The sequence below is a fragment of the Candidatus Thioglobus sp. genome, assembly GCF_028599055.1.
Taxonomy (GTDB): Bacteria; Pseudomonadota; Gammaproteobacteria; order PS1; family Pseudothioglobaceae; genus Thioglobus_A.
In genome coordinates, this window is the sequence record NZ_JAQRMS010000182.1 from 1 (window position 1) to 2,164 (window position 2,164).

A 2,164-nucleotide genomic window follows, 5' to 3' on the forward strand; every position below is an offset into this window, starting at 1 on the left:
CAAAACAACAGATTAAAGATGCATTGATTGCGCTAAATAACACTACGGATGTAAAAGTGGTAGCGTTATCAAGTTTGTATCAATCACCACCTATTGACGGCTCAAAGCAGCCCGATTATATTAATGCCGTGGTGCAAGTTAAAACGCACTTAACCGCACTAGAATTATTGTACGTTTGCCAGGGTATTGAAACCCACCAACATCGAGTACGCGAGAAAAAATGGGGCGCTCGAACCATTGATCTTGATATTATCACTTATGGTGTTCAGGTAGTTGCTTCTAAGCAATTAGTTGTTCCGCATCCGGAAATGATGAATAGGGCATTTGTATTGATTCCATTAGCCGAATTAGAAGATGATTTAAAAGTGCCGGTATTGGGCCCGATACAAGACCTTATTGCCAAATTGGATGACTACGAGTTAACCAAGCTATGACCTTAGACAAGCTAAAAACTTTTAAGCAGCGGGGCGAAAAAATTACATGCCTAACGGCTTATGACGCTTCATTTGCCAAACTGTTTGATGAATGTGGCGTGGATATGATTTTAGTGGGTGACTCTTTGGGTAATGTGATTCAAGGCGATAAAAACACCTTGAATGTTTCTATGGAAGATATGCTCTACCATACCAAAATAGTTGCCAAAGGTGTTCAGAAGGCTTTGTTGATCGCTGACATGCCTTATCAAAGTTATACGAACAGTGAGCAAACCTTGGAAAATGCCCAGCGTTTAATGCGTATTGGTGCGCAAATGGTTAAATTTGAAGGCGGTTCTGAACATAAAGCGTCTTTTGAAATCTTACAAGCTAATAACATTCCAGTTTGTGGCCACTTGGGCTTGCAGCCTCAGTCGGTCATTGAGATGGGCGGCTATAAAGTCCAGGGCAGGGATGATGCAAGTGCTGAAAAAATATTAGCTGACGCCTTATTATTAGAGTCTTTGGGTGTATCAGTCTTGGTGCTTGAATGTGTGCCAGCTCAATTGGCAGCTAAAATCTCTCAACAGCTCAGCATTCCAACTATCGGTATTGGTGCCGGTGTTGATTGTGACGGTCAGGTACTGGTTAGTTATGACATGTTGGGTGTTAACACGCAAACAGTGCCCAAATTTGTTAAAAACTTCTTGATTGATGCAGGTGATGTTAAATCGGCAATTGATGCTTATATTGATGAAGTTAAATCACAGCAATTTCCAACAGACCAGCATAGTTATTAATTTGTATAGTTTTTAAAAATTATACAAATTATTATACAAAAAGTGTATAATAAATAAAAAATATACAAAAAACTATACGTTATGAATTTTAATTATAAAAGCATCTCGTACACTAAAAAGATTGACGATCTGTTGGTTTACTATAAGACTTCAGTAGCTTTTGCGCAGGCACTTGGTATTACTCGAATGACGTTAGCCGCGTGGCGTGACAACACCCAAAAAATCAAAGTTAAAAATCAAGATAAAATCGATTTATTATGGTGTAAATATGTGTTTTTACCAACTATTGATGAAAAATCCGAAATCGTAACAGGTGTTGATTTAGAAAACTTTCTGTTTGAGCCAATGATCATGGATAAGGCACTTAGGAGGATGGCTGCAGGCTCTCTTGAGATTGAAACAGGTACTAAAGAGCTAGATTTTGATGCAATTGTACTTGACAACATTGTGCCTAATAATTTTTATGCCAGGTCTGTATTGGAAGTTCAAAATATTTATCATATTACTCAGGAGGTTGCTCAAGACTTTCAAATGAAGATCAGTTTGCAAAAAATCAAAGATTGGCACAAAGTGTTGATGCGAGGACTGATTGATAATGCGGGTGAATTTTCTACTAAGCAAAGAGTTTTGCCTAATAGTGATACGCAACTTACTCATCCGAATGATATTGAAGAAGAGCTGGAGGGTTGGGTAAAAGAATACAGCAATATTCAAAGCTTAAGTGACATTGCAAAGTCACACTACTATTTTGAAATGATTCATCCGTTTAGTGATGGTAATGGGCGTATGGGGCGTTTGATTATGCTGGCACAGTGTTTACAAATAGGTGTTAAGCCACCAACGATTAACGATAGCAATAAAGCGTTGTATTATATTTTGCTAGATTATGCAAAAATAAATCCAACACCATTGGCGTATTTTTTTAAAGCATGTTCAAAATAAAGACAATGC

The 2,164-nt window shown here is 37.8% G+C and carries 3 protein-coding genes; all 3 read left to right on the top strand.

What is annotated here, in order from left to right; all coding sequences use genetic code 11:
- The coding region (gene folK / locus PSN35_RS07305) for a 2-amino-4-hydroxy-6-hydroxymethyldihydropteridine diphosphokinase (RefSeq protein ID WP_300031539.1) at positions 1-434 on the top strand (434 nt) is incomplete at its 5' end.
- Entirely contained in the window at positions 431-1,213 is a 783-nt protein-coding gene (gene panB, locus PSN35_RS07310; RefSeq protein WP_300031542.1) for a 3-methyl-2-oxobutanoate hydroxymethyltransferase, read from the top strand. The genes folK and panB, both read left to right, overlap by 4 nt.
- Positions 1,214-1,294: 81 nt before the next feature.
- Positions 1,295-2,155 carry a Fic family protein gene (locus PSN35_RS07315; RefSeq protein WP_300031545.1) on the top strand — a complete coding sequence of 287 codons (861 nt, stop codon included), beginning with the start codon at positions 1,295-1,297 and terminating at the stop codon, positions 2,153-2,155.
- Positions 2,156-2,164: the final 9 nt, after the last annotated feature.